The organism is Herbaspirillum sp. Her4 (assembly GCF_057961335.1).
In genome coordinates this window covers 4857573-4874765 of record NZ_CM176330.1, presented here as the reverse complement: position 1 = coordinate 4874765, position 17193 = coordinate 4857573, and the positions used below count along the sequence as shown (strand labels likewise).

The 17193-nt window shown below is 63.1% G+C and carries 17 protein-coding genes; 12 read left to right on the top strand and 5 right to left on the bottom strand.

Going from position 1 to position 17193, the window contains the following annotated elements; translation table 11 throughout:
- The first annotated feature begins 29 nt into the window (after positions 1–29).
- From ccoN to ACWFUC_RS21990, 7 genes are all read left to right on the top strand, one after another.
- Positions 30–1457, top strand: coding sequence for a cytochrome-c oxidase, cbb3-type subunit I (gene ccoN / locus ACWFUC_RS22020; RefSeq protein ID WP_134222906.1), 1428 nt, complete (start codon positions 30–32; stop codon positions 1455–1457).
- A 12-nt stretch (positions 1458–1469) separates the two neighbouring features.
- Positions 1470–2084, top strand: a complete 615-nt coding sequence (ccoO, locus tag ACWFUC_RS22015; protein ID WP_039784824.1) for a cytochrome-c oxidase, cbb3-type subunit II — start codon at positions 1470–1472, stop codon at positions 2082–2084.
- Positions 2085–2088: 4 nt separating this feature from the next.
- Positions 2089–2283 (top strand): cbb3-type cytochrome oxidase subunit 3, encoded by a 195-nt coding sequence (locus tag ACWFUC_RS22010; RefSeq protein WP_121042212.1) that lies wholly within the window; start codon positions 2089–2091, stop codon positions 2281–2283.
- Positions 2276–3208, top strand: coding sequence for a cytochrome-c oxidase, cbb3-type subunit III (gene ccoP, locus ACWFUC_RS22005; protein WP_039784826.1), 933 nt, complete (start codon positions 2276–2278; stop codon positions 3206–3208). The genes ACWFUC_RS22010 and ccoP overlap by 8 nt, the downstream gene beginning before the upstream one ends.
- Positions 3209–3348: 140 nt before the next feature.
- Positions 3349–4836 (top strand): cytochrome c oxidase accessory protein CcoG, encoded by a 1488-nt coding sequence (ccoG, locus tag ACWFUC_RS22000; protein WP_489623281.1) that lies wholly within the window; start codon positions 3349–3351, stop codon positions 4834–4836.
- 53 nt (positions 4837–4889) lie between these two features.
- Positions 4890–5435, top strand: a complete 546-nt coding sequence (locus tag ACWFUC_RS21995) for a FixH family protein (RefSeq protein WP_489623280.1) — start codon at positions 4890–4892, stop codon at positions 5433–5435.
- Between the two features lie 75 nt (positions 5436–5510).
- Positions 5511–5768, top strand: coding sequence for a hypothetical protein (locus tag ACWFUC_RS21990; RefSeq protein WP_039784829.1), 258 nt, complete (start codon positions 5511–5513; stop codon positions 5766–5768).
- Between the two features lie 85 nt (positions 5769–5853).
- Here the strand turns inward: ACWFUC_RS21990 and fnr are convergent, their stop codons facing one another.
- From fnr to ACWFUC_RS21970, 4 genes are all read right to left on the bottom strand, one after another.
- On the bottom strand, positions 5854–6705 hold the full coding sequence (gene fnr / locus ACWFUC_RS21985; RefSeq protein ID WP_039784830.1) for a fumarate/nitrate reduction transcriptional regulator Fnr: 852 nt from the start codon (positions 6703–6705) through the stop codon (positions 5854–5856).
- Between the two features lie 362 nt (positions 6706–7067).
- Positions 7068–8138, bottom strand: a complete 1071-nt coding sequence (locus ACWFUC_RS21980) for a fatty acid desaturase (RefSeq protein WP_134224132.1) — start codon at positions 8136–8138, stop codon at positions 7068–7070.
- 255 nt (positions 8139–8393) lie between these two features.
- On the bottom strand, positions 8394–9020 hold the full coding sequence (locus ACWFUC_RS21975) for an OmpW/AlkL family protein (RefSeq protein WP_489623279.1): 627 nt from the start codon (positions 9018–9020) through the stop codon (positions 8394–8396).
- A gap of 232 nt (positions 9021–9252) precedes the next feature.
- Positions 9253–10320, bottom strand: coding sequence for a 1-aminocyclopropane-1-carboxylate deaminase (locus ACWFUC_RS21970; RefSeq protein ID WP_039784832.1), 1068 nt, complete (start codon positions 10318–10320; stop codon positions 9253–9255).
- 198 nt (positions 10321–10518) lie between these two features.
- Between ACWFUC_RS21970 and ACWFUC_RS21965 the strand changes: the two genes are divergently transcribed.
- The gene (locus ACWFUC_RS21965) at positions 10519–10980 is read left to right on the top strand and encodes an Lrp/AsnC family transcriptional regulator (protein WP_017454720.1); all 462 of its coding nucleotides are present in this window, start codon (positions 10519–10521) and stop codon (positions 10978–10980) included.
- A 67-nt stretch (positions 10981–11047) separates the two neighbouring features.
- On the top strand, positions 11048–12016 hold the full coding sequence (gene pip / locus ACWFUC_RS21960; RefSeq protein ID WP_489623278.1) for a prolyl aminopeptidase: 969 nt from the start codon (positions 11048–11050) through the stop codon (positions 12014–12016).
- Positions 12017–12109: 93 nt separating this feature from the next.
- Here pip and ACWFUC_RS21955 read toward each other — a convergent pair whose 3' ends face one another.
- The gene (locus tag ACWFUC_RS21955; RefSeq protein ID WP_489623277.1) at positions 12110–12634 is read right to left on the bottom strand and encodes a MarR family winged helix-turn-helix transcriptional regulator; all 525 of its coding nucleotides are present in this window, start codon (positions 12632–12634) and stop codon (positions 12110–12112) included.
- 191 nt (positions 12635–12825) lie between these two features.
- Here ACWFUC_RS21955 and ACWFUC_RS21950 point away from each other — a divergent pair, with 191 nt between their 5' ends.
- Genes ACWFUC_RS21950 through ACWFUC_RS21940 form a run of 3 tightly spaced genes read left to right on the top strand, consistent with a single transcriptional unit; the run spans position 12826 to position 17074 of the window.
- Complete coding sequence (locus tag ACWFUC_RS21950; RefSeq protein WP_489623276.1) at positions 12826–14031, top strand: HlyD family secretion protein; 1206 nt, start codon at positions 12826–12828, stop codon at positions 14029–14031.
- Positions 14028–15596, top strand: a complete 1569-nt coding sequence (locus ACWFUC_RS21945; RefSeq protein WP_134136131.1) for an MDR family MFS transporter — start codon at positions 14028–14030, stop codon at positions 15594–15596. The genes ACWFUC_RS21950 and ACWFUC_RS21945 overlap by 4 nt, the downstream gene beginning before the upstream one ends.
- Entirely contained in the window at positions 15596–17074 is a 1479-nt protein-coding gene (locus tag ACWFUC_RS21940; RefSeq protein WP_121042190.1) for an efflux transporter outer membrane subunit, read from the top strand. Before ACWFUC_RS21945 ends, ACWFUC_RS21940 begins: the two co-directional genes overlap by 1 nt.
- Positions 17075–17193: the final 119 nt, after the last annotated feature.

Sequence of the window (17193 nt, the reverse complement as noted above, 5' to 3'; positions counted from 1 at the left end):
ACAGTACTCAACAAAGTGGGGAGAGTTTCGTGAGCAAAGAAAATAGCTACAACTACACGGTTGTGCGCCAATTCACCGTGGCGACCATCCTGTGGGGCGTAGTCGGTATGCTGGTCGGCGTGATCATTGCCGCCCAGCTGGCATGGCCCGAATTGAACATGGGGATTCCCTGGCTGAGCTTCGGCCGGCTACGTCCCTTGCATACCAATGCAGTGATCTTTGCCTTCGGCGGCTGCGCGCTGATGGCAACCTCGTATTACGTCGTGCAGCGCACCTGCCAGGTGCGGCTGTTCTCCGACTTCCTGGCGGCCTTCACCTTCTGGGGCTGGCAGCTGGTGATCGTCGGTGCAGCCATCACGCTGCCAATGGGACTGACTCGCGGCAAGGAATACGCCGAGCTGGAATGGCCCATCACCATCCTGATCGCCGTCGTCTGGGTGGCCTACGCCGTGGTGTTCTTCGGCACCCTCGTCAAGCGCAAGGTCAAGCACATCTATGTGGCCAACTGGTTCTACGGTGCCTTCATCATCGCCGTGGCCATCCTGCACATCGTCAACGGCATGACCATGCCGGCCACGCTGACCAAGTCGTACTCGATGTACAGCGGCGCACAGGATGCCATGATCCAGTGGTGGTACGGCCACAACGCGGTGGGCTTCTTCCTGACCGCCGGCTTCCTGGGCATGATGTATTACTTCATCCCCAAGCAGGTCAACCGTCCGGTCTATTCCTACCGCCTGTCGATCGTGCACTTCTGGGCACTGATCTTCACCTACATGTGGGCCGGTCCGCACCACCTGCACTACACCGCATTGCCTGACTGGACCCAGTCGCTGGGCATGGTGTTCTCGCTGATCCTGCTGGCACCGTCCTGGGGCGGCATGATCAACGGCATGATGACCATGTCGGGCGCCTGGCACCAGTTGCGCACCGATCCCATCCTGAAGTTCCTGGTGGTCTCGCTGTCCTTCTACGGCATGTCCACCTTCGAAGGTCCGATGATGGCCATCAAGACCGTCAACGCCTTGTCCCACTACACCGACTGGACCATCGGCCACGTGCACTCCGGTGCCCTGGGCTGGGTCGGCTTCGTCACCATGGGGGCGATGTATTACCTGATCCCGCGCCTGTCCGGCAAGACCCAGATGTGGAGCAAGGACCTGATCGAGATCCACTTCTGGGTCGCCACCATCGGCATCGTGCTCTACATCGCCGCCATGTGGATCGCCGGCGTGATGCAAGGCCTGATGTGGCGTGCAGTCAATGCCGACGGCACCCTGACCTACAGCTTCGTCGAAGGGGTCAAGGCAACCTACCCGTATTACATCATTCGTCTGATGGGCGGCCTGATGTACCTGTCCGGCATGCTGGTGATGGCCTACAACACCTGGCGCACCATGCGCGGCACCGAACTGGCTGTCGCACCGATTCCTGCCGTGACCAACGCTGCGCACTGATTGGGGGAAAGTATGAAGTTTTCGCATGAATGGATTGAGAAGAACCCCTGGCTGCTCATTGGCCTGGTGCTGCTGGTGGTCAGTGTGGGTGGCCTGGCCGAGATCGTGCCGCTGTTCTTCCAGAAATCGACCACCGAACCGATCGCCGGCCTCAAGCCTTATTCGGCCCTGCGCCTGGCTGGCCGCGACGTTTACATCCGCGAGGGCTGCTACAACTGCCACTCGCAGATGATCCGCCCGCTGCGCGCCGAGACCGAGCGTTATGGCCACTACTCGGTAGCCGGCGAGTCGGTCTATGACCACCCCTTCCAGTGGGGTTCCAAGCGTACCGGCCCGGACCTGGCCCGCGTCGGTGCCCGCTACAGCGATGAATGGCATCGCGCCCACCTGCACAACCCGCGTGACGTGGTACCGGAGTCCAACATGCCGGCCTACCCGTGGCTGGAGCAGGCCAAGCTGGACAACTACGACATCGTCTCGCGCATGAAGGCATTGAAGCGCATCGGCGACCCGTACACCGAAGAAGACATCAAGAATGCCCCGGCCGAACTGGCCGGCAAGACCGAACAGGATGCGCTGATCGCCTACCTGCAAGGCCTGGGCATCCTGATCAAGGCGGAGAGATAAGATCATGATTGAAATGTTGACCGACCCACGCAGCCTGATCACGCTGATCAGCTTCATCACCTTTGCCGGCATCCTGTGGTGGACCTATGTCGGCCACAAGCCCGCTGATTTCAAGCAAGCCGAGATGATCCCCTTCGCCGACGGCGACATCGGCCAGCCCGCTGCCGACAGCAGCGACAAGGAGGTGCGTCATGGCTGATTTCACCAGTGGTTTCTGGAACATCTGGATCATCGTCCTGACCGTGCTGGGCATCGCCGGTTGCGCGCTGCTGCTGTGGCAGCAGTCGAGCTGGAAGGTCAAGAAGGGCGACCAGCCGGTTGCCGGTTCGACCACCGGCCACGTCTGGGACGACGACCTGACCGAACTGAACAACCCGCTGCCGCGCTGGTGGATGTGGCTGTTCTACATCACCATCATCTTCTCGGTGGGCTACCTGATCGCCTATCCGGGCCTGGGCAACCTGCCCGGTACCCTGGGCTGGCGTTCGACCGGCGAGCATGATGCCGACGTCAAGCAGGCCGAAGCCAAGTACGGACCGCTCTTCGACAGCTACCTCAAGAAGGACCTGAAGGTGGTGGCCGCCGACCCGCAGGCCCATGCCATCGGCGAGCGCCTGTTCCTGACCTACTGCGCGCAGTGCCACGGTTCGGATGCGCGCGGCAACAAGGGCTTCCCCAACTTGACCGACAACGACTGGCTGCATGGCGGCACGCCCGAGATCATCAAGGAAACCATCCTCAAGGGCCGTCACGGCGTCATGCCGCCCATGGCTGCGGCGGTGGGTACCGACAAGGATGTCGACAACGTCGCCAACTATGTGCTGAGCCTGTCCAATTCGGCCCATGATCCGATCAAGGCCGAACTGGGCAAGTCCAAGTTTGCCGCCTGCATGGCTTGCCACGGCCCTGGCGGTGTGGGCAACCAGGCCCTGGGCGCGCCCAACCTGTCCGACAAGATCTGGCTCTATGGCGGCAGCATCGACACCATCAAGGAGACCATCAACAAGGGCCGCGACAACACCATGCCGGCGTTTGGCGAATTCCTCGGTGAACCCAAGGTGCACGTACTGGCGGCCTATGTCTGGAGCTTGTCCAACAAGCCCAGCAATGCGGAGGCCAAGTAGGCCCCGATGAGCAGTTGAACCCGCGCCGGGGCCGACGCAGACACAGAGTTGCGCGGCCCCGGCGTTCTTCGTGATGGCCATATCGGCCGCGCCCGGCCAAGGGGCGCATGACAGAGAGCGAAAGCAGAGCAGGCAAGACCATGAACAAGGCCGCAATGACACCCAGGCAGGGCAAGGAAGGGGACCCGCCACCCGAGGCAGGAACGCAGCAGGATTTGCCGACGAAGGAGAGCAAGGATGAATACGCCGTCATCCGCATGTATGCCGCGCGTGAACAGATCTACCCGCGCGAGATCCAGGGACGCTTTGCCAGCCTGCGCTGGCTGTGCGTATTCCTGACGCAGCTGGTGTTCTACGGACTGCCGTGGATCAACTGGAACGAGCGCCAGGCCGTGCTGTTCGACCTGGCCTCACGCAAGTTCTACCTGTTCGGCCTGGTACTGTGGCCGCAAGACTTCATCTGGCTGGCCGCGCTGCTGATCATCTGCGCCTTCAGCCTGTTCCTCTTCACGGCCATCGCCGGCCGCGTCTGGTGCGGCTACGCCTGTCCGCAGACGGTCTACACCGAGATCTTCCTGTGGATCGAACGCCGCATCGAAGGCAACCGCAGTGCCCGCATGCGCCTGGACCGCCAGCCCTGGTCGTTCGACAAGCTCTGGCGCAAGTCCGCCAAGCACCTGGCCTGGGGCGGCCTGGCCCTGTGGACCGGCATCAGCTTCGTCGGCTACTTCTCGCCGATACGCGAGTTGCTGCCGGAAATCGGCCAGTTTGCGCTGGGCCCGTGGGAGAGCTTCTGGATCGCCTTCTACGCCTTCGCCACCTATGGCAATGCCGGCTGGATGCGCGAGCAGGTCTGCAAGTACATGTGCCCCTATGCCCGTTTCCAGAGCGCCATGTTCGACCGCGACTCCCTGATCATCACCTATGACAACGCCCGTGGCGAGCCGCGCATGCCTGCGGCCAAGGCCGCCAAGCTGCAGGAGGGACGCAAGGCGGGCGATTGCATCGACTGCACCATGTGCGTCCAGGTCTGCCCGACCGGCATCGATATCCGCCAGGGCCTGCAATACATGTGCATCGGCTGCGCGGCCTGCGTGGACGCCTGTGACAGCGTGATGGACAAGATCGACCGTCCGCGCGGCCTGATCCGCTATTCCACCGAGAACGCCATCGAGCAGGGCTTCTCGACGCCGGAAATCCGCCGCCGCCTGTTCCGTCCGCGCATCCTGATCTACACCGCCATCCTGGGTGCGGTGATCGCGCTGTTCCTGGGCTCGCTGGTGGTGCGCACGCCGCTGAAGCTCGATGTGATCCGTGATCGCGGTTCCATGGGCCGCGAGGTGGAGGACGGCATCATCGAAAACGTCTACCGCTTGCAAGTCATCAACACCGATGAGCGCGGCCATCGCTATCGCATCAGTGCGAGCGGCATCGAAGGACTGACCGTCGATCCGGCCGGCCCCATCGAACTGGCCGCCACCCAGACCCTGATGGTGCCGGTGCGGGTGAGGGCGCCGCATGGAGCGGGTGAGTCCGGCTCCAACAAGATTCATATCGAATTGCAGGCAGAGGACCAGCCGGCGCTGCATGTCAGCGAGAAGGCCGTGTTCCTGGTGCCGCGCCGCTGAGTGCGGCAAGCGTTGCAACACACGTGAACCAAACTTCATATCGAGAGGAAACCATGACCACCATCTCCCCCAAGCTTGGCAACACCGCTCCCTGGTACCGCCACCGCTGGCCCTGGCTGCTGATGTCCGGCCCGGCCGTAGTGGTGGTAGCGGGGATCTTTACCGCCTGGCTGGCCATCTCGCGGGCCGATGCCCTGGTGGCCGACGATTACTACAAGCAGGGCAAGGCCATCAACAAGGACCTGCGCCGCGATCATGAGGCGCAAAGGCTGGGCGCGGCCATCGGCATCGCCTATGACCCGGCCGCTGCCGTGCTGCGCGGCCGCCTGCAGCTGCGCCAGGTGCCTGCCGTCGGCGAAGAGGGCCAGACCCTGGTGCTGAACCTGGTGCACCCGACCCAGCCGGCCAAGGACCGCACGCTGCTGGTGCGTCCGGCCGCCGATGGCAGCTTCTCGGTACCGCTGGCGGAGATGGAGCAGGCACGCTGGCGCCTGGTGGCCGAGGACAGCAGCCATCGCTGGCGCCTGCACGGGTCCTGGGTGTGGCCGCAACAGCGCAGCATCGAAATGAATGCGGAGGCCTACGCACCGGCCGAATAATGCGCTAAGCTGGAGTGAAGCCGGCTTCAAGACCGGCCATCTTCGGATGAAACTTCATGCGTCAAGGAGACAGCCATGCGCAAACAGCAACGCAATCTTGCCATCGTGGTCTGGGTGGCTTTCCTGATGGCCATCGCGGCCGAGGGCGTGTTCTTTTCCCTGTTCAATCCCGAGGAGCTGGCCATGGTGTCCGGCCACGAATGGGAAGCGCTGGGCGCCTATACCGTCGGGTTCTTCTGTTTCTGGGGAAGTTTCGCCGTCTGCGGCCTGCTGGCCGTGAGGCTGACGCGTGCCCTGCCGAGAGAGCGCTTACGTCATTACGTCCAGGGCTGAACGCCCTGGAACGCTTCAATCAACACTGAATTGACTTGGGTTGGCTTGAAGTCGGTGCTGCCACCAATTTCAAGCCTGCAAGCCTTCAGCTGGCTGCTCGCGCGGTAGCTGCTGCCGCCGGTGCCGGTGTGCAGGCATCGACGCCGGCCGCCAGGCGCTTGAGCGCGGCCAGGTCCACCACTTCCACATCGCGTTGTTCCACCGCCAGCAGGCCTTGCTTGCGGAACTTGGAAATCAGGCGGCTGATGCTTTCGATGGTCAGACCCAGGTAGTTGCCGACGTCCTGACGCGTCATGCGCAGCTGGAAGCGCGTCGAGGAATAGCCGCGTGCGGCATAACGTGAAGACAAATTCACCAGGAAGGCAGCAAAGCGCTGCTCCGCACGCATGTTCCCCAGCAGCATGATGACGTTCTGTTCGCTGGTGATCTCGTGGCTCATCATGCGATGGAAGTGACGCAGCAGATGCGGGATCTGGCCGAACAACTGTTCCAGGCGGGCAAACGGGATCTCGCAGACTTCACTGTCCTGCAGGGCCACTGCATCGCATTGATGCTGCTCGGTGCTGATGGCATCCATGCCCAGCAGTTCGCCAGGCATCTGGAAACCGGTGATCTGGCGGTCGCCGTCGAGGTTTTCCTGATAGGTCTTGAAATGGCCCACACGCACGGCGTAGAGCGCGGTGAAGCGGTCGCCGATACGGTACAGGAAGTCATCGCGGGCGACCTTGCGGCGGCCGATGATCTTGTCCAGGCGTTTCATGTCGGATTCATCCAGGCCCATGGGCAGGCACAGCTGGTGCATGCCGCAGGCGGTGCAGCTGCGCAGCGCAGAGCTGGCGGCGGCTTCGCGCGCGGCAGTCAGCGGCGAGCATTGGGTCAGGGGCGCGGCGGCGTTGTTGGCAGCGGCGAGCGAAGTGGAGTGGCAAGGCTGGTTCATACGATGTTCCCGGCGGACTTGTGGCAATCGAATGACTCGATTTTAAGTGCGCGGAACGTGATAGGCAGCACAGTATTCCCGAATCAGACGGCATTTCTTGTCCCAGATCAAACTTGGTCCAAGTAGGCGCCCGAAAGGGCGGGCAGGCTTACCGTGTGATGGCGGATTTCACCTAAAAACATCAGAACTGACGGCCAATGACGACGGCTGACAGTACGTGGAAGAGAAGCGGCCTTGATGGGGGAAAGTGGGCGGTATCGCGGGGTTACCGGGGACCCGCGAATGCCCCTCCATGCGACCGTCTTGTTGTTGAAACTTCAGAACCTTCGTGGCTTCCTGAATGGGGCTGCCTTGGCTTATGTTCAGGCTTCTGCCGTAGGCTTGCTCATGTCCGGCAATGGCAGCGGAGTGCTGGTCGGGCGGCCACGATAGTCGGTCCAGCACAGGCGCTTGAAGTCATACAGCTTGCAGCGGCGCGCCGTGTCGAAGTACCAGCGCCAGGAGAAGCGCTGGATCACGATACGGCCGGGCAGCATGGTTTCCAGTTTCTTCTGGGCTTGCTTGAGGCGATACAGCGGCACGCTCATGTCCACGTGGTGCGCGGTGTGTTCCATGATGTGATGCAGCAGCGAACCCCAGTAGCGGCCAAAGGTCAGGTGCACGGTAGTGGAAACGAAGGGCTGCGCAGCGGCCCAGGTGATCTTGTCTTCATACCAGGCCACCGAGGTATGCGTATGGTGCACATACACCACGAAGCCGATCATGGCCTTCCAGAACAGCAGCGGAATCGCAAAACCGGTCACCAGCAGGGTCCAGAAGGATTGTTCAGTCGCCTGCGCGGCCCAGGCCAGGCCGGCGATCCAGACGACGGCGACGGCGGTCACCAGTACGCCATCCCACATGAATTCGGCGCGGCGAGTGGGCATCTGCTTCTTCGACGGGAAGTACATGCGCTTCCACCACATGTCGATCATGTAGTACAGGCCGGGACCGAAGCCGCTGCGGTAGATGCGCTCCAGGCGCTGACGCCAGCGCGGCAGGGCGCGGAATTCTTCCAGCGAGCGCGGCTGCCAGACGAAATCAAAACCCTTCAGGTTGGTATAGCCGTGGTGCACCACATTGTGACCGACTGCCCACAGGCTATAGGGCGTGAGCGAGGGCATGAACAACAGGCGGCCGAGCCAGGTATTGAGCTTGCGGCTGGGCGTGAAAGCCTGGTGGCAGGCATCGTGACCGAGGATGAACAGGCGGCCGATGATGAAGCCATTGACCACGCCCAGCGCGATCTTGGCCAGCAGCCACGGGGCCCAGACGATGGCCGCCAGGCTGGCACCGAACAGGCAGAAATCCAGCACCGACAGTGCCAGGGCGATGGCCGTGCTGCGCTGGCTGATGGGGATCACCCAGGAGCGGATGATCTTGCGATGGGGCATCGGCGCGCCGGGCGCGACCGGGGTATTGGGGTGCGAAGTCGTCGACATCGTAATTAACCTCTTCCTACTATCAAACGGTGGACGGGCGGAGCATGCCGCAGGAGACTGCTCCAGCTAACGCTGCAAGGGCGGATGGCGTTGCAAGAAATGGCGGCCGGGAAACCGGTGGCGGGGACGTTAGCGCGGATCCCAAAAAACAACGCGACCGGTCATCATCGATGACGGATCGCGCCGTTTGGGTGCGGCAAGAATACCTTAGAAACGGTAGCCCACGCCAACGCCGATCAGCCACGGGTCGATCTTGACGCTGGAAATCTTGGCGCCGGAAGCAGTCTTGACGTCGCTGGAGATCTGCACCTTCTTGATATCGAAGTTGATCAGCCAGTTCTTGTTGATCTTGTAGTCGGCACCGATCTGCAGGGCACCGCCGACGCTGTTGCTGTCCAGTTGCAGGCCGTTGGCCAGATCCACGCCGGAGATGCGGGTGTAGTTGATACCGGCACCGACGTAGGGGCTGAAGACTGCTTCAGGCATGAAGTGGTATTGCAGCAGCAGGGTTGGCGGCAGGTGCTTGAAGGTACCGATCTTGGTGCCGTCCAGACGCACGTCCTGCTTTTGCGGATAGGTCAGCACCAGTTCGGCGGCGATGTTCGGGGTGAAGAAGTAGCTGATGTCGAGTTCCGGAATCACCTTCTCGTTGATGGTGATGCGGTCCGAGGCGCCGGTGCCGCCGACCGGGTCGGACTTGTTTTCCGGGCTCAGATCAACGGCACGCACGCGCACCAGCCACGGGCTTTGCGCTTCTTGCGCGAACACGGGAGCAGCGGCGAAGGAGGAAGCCAGAGCGGCAACGGCGGCAGTGATGGTGACGATTTTTTTCACGGTGTTTTACCTGTCGAGTGAGGATGTCCGAAAGGTACGCGTGAAGCTTTCTGCAGGCTTTGATGCCGATCAAGCGCGTGGATACATCGGGCAAAAATGCCCTCGCAGGCGGGAACTTGCCACGCAAAAACGACACAAGCCCCGGCCTGCTTGAACAGGCTGGGGCTTGGTGTGCAGCGTGGCGGATATCCGGATCGCTATCAGGATATCCGCCTGTGCGCGGGGATTCCGCTTACTCCTTGTAACGCGCTTCGCGGGCCAGCTTGGTCAGGTTTTCCGGATCTTCGAAGGCCTTGTAATAAGCGTTCAGTGCCGGGGCACCGCCGAGGTGGGCATACAGCACGCGCTGGCCCTTGAAATGGCCCTTCTTGGCCATGTCGATCAAGCCATCGATGGATTTCCCTTCATACACCGGATCGGTCAGCATGGCTTCCATTTCGGCGGCGGTACGGATGGCGGCGATGGTCTGCTCGCTCGGCAGGCCGTAGGCCGGGCCGCTGTAGTCGGGGATGATCTCGATGTCGGCATCGCGCACCACCACGCGCTGGCCCCCCTTGGCGGCGATCAGTTCGCTGGTGTCGTTGGCGATCTTGGTGACGGCGCGGCGGGTCATGGCTTCATCGTCGGCGGTGTCGATGCCGATCACGCGGCGGCGCTTCTCCTGGGCGGCGAAACCGACCACCATGCCGGCCTGGGTGGAACCGGTACAGGTCGCCACCACGATGTTGTCGAAGAAGATGCCCAGCTGCTGTTCCTGCATCGCCACTTCGTCGGCGAAGTTGGCATAGCCCAGGCCGCCCAGCGGGTGGTCCGATGCGCCGGCCGGAATCGCATAGGGCTTGCCGCCCTTGGCGCGCACTTCTTCCAGGGCACGGGCCCAGGTGTCCTTCTCGGTGGTGGAGTAGCCATAGCCGCCCATGATCGGGTTGCCGCCCATGATGCGGGTCAGCAGGATGTTGCCGACCTTGTCGTAGACCGGATCATCCCATTCCAGCCAGGTTTCCTGCACGGTATAGGACTTCATGCCCACGGCGGCAGCGGCCGCGCAGACCTGGCGCGTGTGGTTGGACTGGATGTTGCCGATCGAGACCAGGGTGTCGCAGCCCTTGGCCAGGGCATCGGCCACCAGCCATTCCAGCTTGCGGATCTTGTTGCCGCCGAAGGCCAGGCCCGAGGAGACGTCATCGCGCTTGGCCCACACTTCCACGCCCAGCATGGCGGACAAGCGTTCCAGCTTGTGGATGGGGGAGGGGAAGAAGCCCAGGGTCTTGCGAGGGAAGAGTTTGTCGAGTGCCAGCATGGAGTGCTCCGGTTCAGTTGGATGGTCGAAAGGGGTCCGAATCTGGTTCGATTCATGGTGAATCGCCGGGATCAACTTTACGCCGGAGGATTAAAATGGTGCTTCCGAATTTATGGCATGATTCGTGATGAAAAAGCGATGTAAATTATTTCATGCAAAGAAAATTGCGATAAACAAGATTTAAGAGAAAGATTCATCATGTCACTGGACCGCATGGACAAGCGCATCCTCAAGGCGCTGCAGAAGGACGGCCGCATCGGCAATGCCGAGCTGGCCAAGAAGCTGGGCATGAGCGCCACCGCCTGCTGGAACCACACCAAACGGCTGATGGATGAGGGCTATGTGAAGGAAGTGCGCGCCATCCTCGACCCCGAGAAGCTGGGCCTGCCGGTGCTGGTGACGGTGGGCGTGGTGCTGGACCGTTCCACTCCCGAAAGCTTTGCCGAGTTCGAGAAAGCGGTGCGCGAGATCGCCGCCGTGCAGGAGTGCCTGCTGCTGGCCGGGGAATTCGACTACTGGATCAAGCTGCGCGTGAAGGACCTGCAGGCCTTCAACCGCCTGCACGCCAATACGCTGCTGCGGCTGCCGGGCGTGCGGCAGTTGCGTTCATTCTTCGTGCTCAACGAAGTGAAGAACAATCCGGAACTCGTGGTGGAATGAGGACTCTGCGTTCCTTTCACGCCCACCCTATACTGCATCTTTTGTCTTCACCCTCAAGGATCTGCTGATGACCACTTCTGCTCCTGCCACCCTGCGCGGCCTCTATCCTCCCATCGAACCGCATGACCACGGCCTGCTCGACGTCGGCGACGGCCACCAGGTCTACTGGGAAGTCTGCGGCAACCCCAAGGGCAAGCCGGTGGTCTTCCTGCACGGTGGCCCCGGTGGCGGTTGCGGTCCTTCGCACCGCCGTCTCTTCAACCCGGAGAAATACCGCATCGTCCTGTTCGACCAGCGCGGCTGTGGCCGCTCGCTGCCGCATGCCAACCTCGACGCCAACACCACCTGGGATCTCGTGGCCGACATCGAGCGCCTGCGCGAACTGCTGGGCATCGAGCGCTGGCAGGTCTTCGGCGGCTCCTGGGGCAGCACGCTGGCGCTGGCCTACGCGCAGACCCATCCGCAGCGCGTGACCGAACTGGTCCTGCGCGGCATCTTCCTGTTGCGCCAGGCCGAGCTGGATTGGTACTACCAGGAGGGCGCTTCGTGGATGGTGCCGGATCGCTGGGACGAATTCCTGGCCCCGATCCCGGCCGCCGAGCGCGGCAACCTGGTGCATGCTTACCGCAAGCGCCTCACCGGCGACGACGAAGCCGCCAAGCTGCAGGCCGCGCGTGCCTGGAGTCGCTGGGAAGCCAGCACCATCACGCTGGTGGCCGATGAACGCCTGATCGATTCCTTCAACGATGCGCAATTCGCGCTGGCCTTTGCGCGCATCGAGAACCACTACTTCTTCAACAAGGGATTCATGGAGGAGGGACAGTTGCTGGCCAATGCCTCGCGCCTCGAAGGCATTCCCGGCGTCATCGTGCAGGGCCGCTACGACCTGGCCACCCCTGCCAAGTCGGCGTGGGACCTGCACCAGGCCTGGCCCGGTTCGCAATTGCACCTGATCGACAGCGCCGGTCATGCTTACAACGAACCCGGCATCCTCGATCAGTTGATCGCGACCACCGATCGATTCGCCGAACTGTGATGCCATGGCGGTGAACGCGGCCAGCGATCTGGCCGCGCAGTCTGTCTGACGCTCTCCTTTGCGGGAGCGTTTTTTTTTACCTGTTCGTTCGTTTCAGCTTTTCTTGCGGCTGCGTTTGGCGGGTAGCTCATCCGTTGCTGCGGCTGGCACAGGGGCGTTCGAGGAATACACCTCTTCCAATTCAGCCAGCCGATGGTTGAGTTTACCCAATACAGTGGTCAGCGCTCCGATTTCCTCTTGGCTCAGGGCAGCGAACAGTCCGTCGACGAAGGTTTTTTTCACCGGCTCCGAGGCCCGCAGCACTTCTTTTCCCGACGCTGTCAAAGCGATGTATTTGACCCGGCGGTCAGTGGTGTCGCCATTGCGCTGGACCAGTCCGTCGCGCTCCAGGGCATCGATGGCCTCGGTGATGGTGCGCGGCGCGAAGCCAAAGGCCGTGGCCAGGTCGGCCGCGCGCACCGGGCTGTTGCGTTCGATGTGGCCGAGCATCTTGTTGCGCGCCAATGAGGCTCCTTCGCCGGCCATGAGCTTGTCCAGCGTGCGGTGCGAGCGGATGTAGAAGTCGCGCAGCGCCTCGGCGGCACTGCTGCTGTCATCGTTTGTAAAGCCTGTAGACATGATTTTTCCAGATACCATATCATATGGTACCTCATTATTTTCCCCGTTCGGTTGGGGAAAGCTGTATTGACCCCGTATTGCCACTGTATTGGTGCTGGCGCGCGAAGTGTATTGCTCCGTATCAATACAGTGTTGCCCAGTGTATTGATTCAGTTAGCAGCCCTCCGCGCCCAGATATTAGGATAAAAAAGATGACCGACGCCACACCCAGCAACACACCGAGCACTGCAGAAGCCAGTCCCTCCCGGCCGGATGCCTCCACCAACGGCAGCAACAAGAACAACGCTCCCAAGAAACGCATGAGTCCGCGCGCCCGCTTCATCCTGCGTACGCTGGGCTTGCTGGTGCTGGTGATCGTGGCGGCCTGGGTGCTGTACTACCAGTTCCGCGGCAAGTATCTGGAGAGCACCAACGATGCCTTCGTCCAGGCCGACAGCGTGACGGTGTCCTCCAAGGTGACCGGCTATGTCGACCAGGTGCTGGTGGCGGACAACCAGATCGTCAAGGCTGGCCAGCCGCTGGTGCGCATCGATGCGCGCGATTATTCGGCGCAATCCGCCCAGGCCAAGGCCCAGATCGACGCCGCCAGCGCCAGCGAGGAAGCTGCCCATGCCCAATTGGCCGAGCAACAGGCCGCCATTGCGCAGGCCAAGGCCCAGCTTGCCTCAGCCGATGAAGATGCCCGCTTCGCTACCGCAGAAGTGGAGCGCTACACCCCCTTGGCGGCCTCCGGTGCCGAAACCCGTGAACGCCTGACCACCCTGCGCAACCAGCAGGCCCAAGCCCGCAGCACGGTCGCCGCACGTCGTGCTGCGCTCGATGCGGCGCAGCTGCGCGTACGCTCGCTGCAGGCCCAGGTGCGCCAGGCGCAGGCCCAGGGCGAGACGGCCAAGGCGCAATACGATGCTGCCAGCGTCAACCTCGGCTATACCGAGATCCGCGCCGCCGTCGATGGCCGCATCGGTGACAAGCAGGTCCGCGTCGGCCAGTTCGTCTCGCCCGGTACGCGCATGATGACCGTGGTGCCGACCCGCTTCTACGTCTCGGCCAATTTCAAGGAAACCCAGATCGGCATCATGCGCATCGGCCAGCCTGCCATCATCAAGGTCGATGCCTTGCCGGGCGTGGAATTCCACGGCCATGTGGAAAGCCTCTCGCCGGGTACCGGCGCCCAGTTCTCGCTGCTGCCGCCGCAGAATGCCACCGGCAACTTCACCAAGATCGTCCAGCGCGTGCCCGTGCGCGTGGCCGTCGATGCTACGCCGGAAGAAACCCGTGCCTTCGTGGCCGGCCTGTCGGCGACGGTGGAAGTCAACACCATCGCGGCCAAAGATGAATTGCGTGAACTGCGCGAACGCAACAGCGAGACCAACGCCACCCGCAAGGAGTCGCAGTGAGCGGCGCGGCCCCCGCCCAGCCCATCGGGCAGGGCGCCCAGCCGGAGAAAGCCGATGCCTCCGCCTGGCTGGCGGTTGCGGCCGGCACGCTGGGTGCGCTGATGGCCACGCTGGATATCTCCATCGTCAATTCCTCGCTGCCCACCATCCAGGGTGAAATCGGAGCTTCAGGCACTGAAGGCACCTGGATCGCCACCGCCTACCTGGTGGCCGAGATCGTCATCATCCCCATGTCGGCCTGGCTGGAACGGCTGCTGGGATTGCGCGTGCTGCTGCTGACGGCGGCCAGTCTCTTCACCTTGTTCTCGGTGCTGTGCGGCCTCTCGACCACGCTGCCGATGATGATCGTGGGCCGGGTCGGACAGGGTTTCACCGGTGGCGCGCTCATTCCCACCGCCATGACCATCATCGCCACGCGCCTGCCGCGTTCGCAGCAGCCGGTCGGCAATGCCCTGTTCGGTGCGACCGCCATTCTCGGTCCGGTGCTGGGGCCGGTGATGGGTGGCTGGTTGACCGAGAACGTCAGCTGGCACTATGCCTTCTTCATCAACCTGCCAGTGGGTGCGGCCCTCATCACCTTGCTGCTGGTGGCCATTCCCTATGAACGTCCCAAGTTCGAACAATTGGCTGAGGCCGACTGGTTCGGCATCGCCGGACTGGCACTGGGGCTGGGTGGGCTGACGGTGGTGCTGGAAGAGGGCGAGCGCGAGCAGTGGTTTTCCTCCCCGGATATCCGCTGGCTGGCGGCCACCTCCGTACTCGGCTTCATCCTGCTGGCCATCGGACAGGTGCGCGCGCGCCATCCTGTGATCCAGCTGCGGCTCTTGCGCGACCGCCAGTTCGGTTCCGTGGTGATGATGGCCATGATCGTCGGCGTGGCGCTCTATGGCACGGCCTACGTGATCCCGCAATTCCTCTCCGGCATTGCCGGCTACAACTCGCTGCAATCGGGCTGGATCGTGCTGCTCTCGGGCGTGCCGATGATCCTCATGATGCCTTTCACGCCCTTGCTGATGCGGCTGGTGGATATCCGCATTGCCGTGGGCACCGGCTTCCTGCTGCTGGCCACCTCGGCCTTCATTGAGACCGACCTGAGCCCGCTGTCCTATGGCGGCTCCTTCGTGGCCTCGCAGCTGATGCGCGGGGTGGGCACGGTGCTGGCGATGCTGTTCCTGAATCAGGCGGCGATCCGCTCGGTGCCGCCGTCGCAGGCCGGGGATGCATCCGGCCTCTACAGTGCCGCGCGCAACCTGGGTGGCTCGCTGGCGCTGGCAGCCATTGCCGTGATCCAGGACCAGCGGCTGTGGCTGCACAGCCGCCGCCTGGAAGAAAGCCTCAACGCCAATTCCGACCTGGTGCAGTCCGGCATCGCCGCGCAAGCCCATCTGCTGGGCGGGCAGGATGTGGCAATCCAGCTCATGGGCGCGACCATCCAGGCGCAGGCGCTGACCATGACCTATGCCGACCTGTTCTGGATGCTGGGCGTGGCCATCCTCTGCGTGACTCCGCTGGTGCTGTTCCTGCGCCCCTTGCCGACCAATGCCGCACCGGTGGCTTCTCATTGATGATCAACATGGACAAGACTTCCTCTTCCTTCCCGGCCGTGCGCCTGATCGCGCTGGCGGCCGCCGCGCTGCTGGCCGGCTGTTCCGCCCTCGGACCGGACTACGCCGGCCCGCCCGAAGCCGCCCCGCAAGCGGCACACAGCCAGCAATTCGTCCGCGGCGGCGACAGCGCCAATAGCGCCGCGCCGATCAATCAATGGTGGCAAGGCCTGGGCGACAGCGAACTGAACAGCCTCATCGAGCGCGCCCTGCAAGCCAATCCAAATCTGGGCGTGGCGCGTGCCCGTCTGCAGCAATCGCGTGCGGGGCTGGCGCTGGAACAGGCCAATGCCGCCCCCAGCGTCGGTGCTTCGGCCCTGGCCGGACATGCGCGCCTGCCGCCGGCCAACCTGGGCGCGCTGACCGGCGGCTCCAGCTCCGGCAATGGCTCGCCGACCAGCGCCAATCTCTACAGCGTGGGTTTTGATGCGAGCTGGGAGATCGATCTTTTCGGTGCCCGCCGCCGCGCGGTGGAAGCGGCCACGGCCACGGCCGATGCGGCGCAGGCCTCGCTGGCCGATGTGCAGGTGAGCCTGGCCGCTGAAGTGGCCAATGCCTACATCAGCCTGCGCGACCGCCAGCTGCGTCTGTCGCTGGGCCAAGAAGCGGTGCAGGCGCAGGAGCAGATGCTGCAGCTGACCGGGCAGCGTGTCGAGCGCGGCACGGCCTCTTCGCTGGATCAGCTGCGCGTGCAGAACCAGCTTGATGCCAGCCGTGCCGACCTGGTCCCGCTGCAGGCCGAGCGCGATGCCTACCTCAACCAACTGGCCACGCTGCTGGGACAGGAGCCGGGCACGCTGGACAGCGAACTGGCGGCCACAGCCCCCGTGCCGCTGCCGCCGCAGCAGGTGGCGGTGGGAGATCCGGTCTCGCTGCTGCGTCGTCGTCCTGATGTCCGCGCTGCTGAACGCACGCTGGCCGCCGATACGGCCAAGATCGGCCAGGCTGAAGCGGCGCGCTATCCGAGCCTGAAGCTGTTCGGCGTGATCGGGCTGGGTGGAACACATCCTTCGGACCTGACGCGCCTGGATGATTTTGCGGCGCTGGGCGCACCCATGCTGAGCTGGAATTTCCTCGACTTTGGCCGCGCCAAGGCACGTGTCACGCAAGCAGAGCGTTTGCGCGACGAGGCCGAGATGAAGTATCGCCAGTCCGTGCTGGAAGCCCTGCGCGATGCCGAGGATGCGCTCTCGCGCTTCCGCTATGGCCGGGTGAGCGTGGCGACCATCGCGCGTTCCAAGGTCTCTGCCGACCGTGCGCTGGTGTTGGCGCGGCAGCGTTATCAGGCGGGTACCGGGACGCTGATCGAAGTGCTCGACACCACGCGGCAGCAGATCACCGCGCAGCAGAATCTGTTGCAGGCCGAGGCCAATCTGACGCGCAGTTTTGTGGGAATTCAGAAGGCGCTGGGGCTGGGGTGGTCGGAGGAAGCGCTCTGACATGCGGCAGCCGATACGGGTGATGAGCCCCGTATCAGCCACCTCCGTTTTCTCCGTTTTCTTCACATCGCCGCAGGCTGCAATGCCTGCGGCGATTTTCTTATCCGCTCTTTTGCTCG